Here is a 653-nt window from a genome sequence, read left to right on the forward strand (position 1 = left end):
TGCTGGCGCCGGACTGGCTGCAGACGGTGCAGGCCCGGCCGGAGGGCCGCCTCGCCGCCGCCCTCCGCCGCACCTTCGACATCACCGTCAGCCTCACCCTTCTCCTCATCACCCTCCCCGTGATGCTCGCCACCGCCATCATCATCAAACTCGACAGCCCCGGCCCCATCTTCTACCGACAGGAACGCGTCGGACTGCACGGCCGCGTCTTCACCCTCACCAAGTTCCGCTCCATGCGCACCGACGCCGAAGCCGCCGGCAAGCCCCAGTGGGCCAGCCGACAGGACAGCCGCGTCACCCGCGTCGGGCGCTTCATCCGGCTCACCCGCATCGACGAACTCCCCCAGATCCTCAACGTCCTCCGCGGCGACATGGCCTTCGTCGGACCACGCCCCGAACGCCCCGCCTTTGTCGAGGAACTCGGCCGCATCATCCCCCGCTACCACGACCGCGCCTGCGTCAAGCCCGGCATCACCGGCTGGGCTCAGGTCAACTACCCCTACGGCGCCTCCGTCGAGGACGCCCGCATGAAACTCGCCTACGACCTCTACTACGTCCGCCGCCGATCCCTCTTCCTCGACCTCCTCATCCTCGTCGCCACCATCCGCGTCGTCCTCCTCCAGGAAGGCGCACGGTGATACACGCCGTCTCGC

1 protein-coding gene is annotated in these 653 nt (G+C 68.8%); it reads left to right on the plus strand.

What is annotated here, in order from left to right; translation table 11 throughout:
- A partial coding sequence (locus IBL25_RS26515) for an exopolysaccharide biosynthesis polyprenyl glycosylphosphotransferase (protein WP_187781394.1) occupies positions 1–638 on the plus strand: 638 nt, incomplete at its 5' end.
- Positions 639–653: the final 15 nt, after the last annotated feature.

Origin of the sequence: Pseudoroseomonas ludipueritiae (assembly GCF_014490445.1) — a bacterium.
Lineage (GTDB): Bacteria > Pseudomonadota > Alphaproteobacteria > Acetobacterales > Acetobacteraceae > Pseudoroseomonas > Pseudoroseomonas ludipueritiae.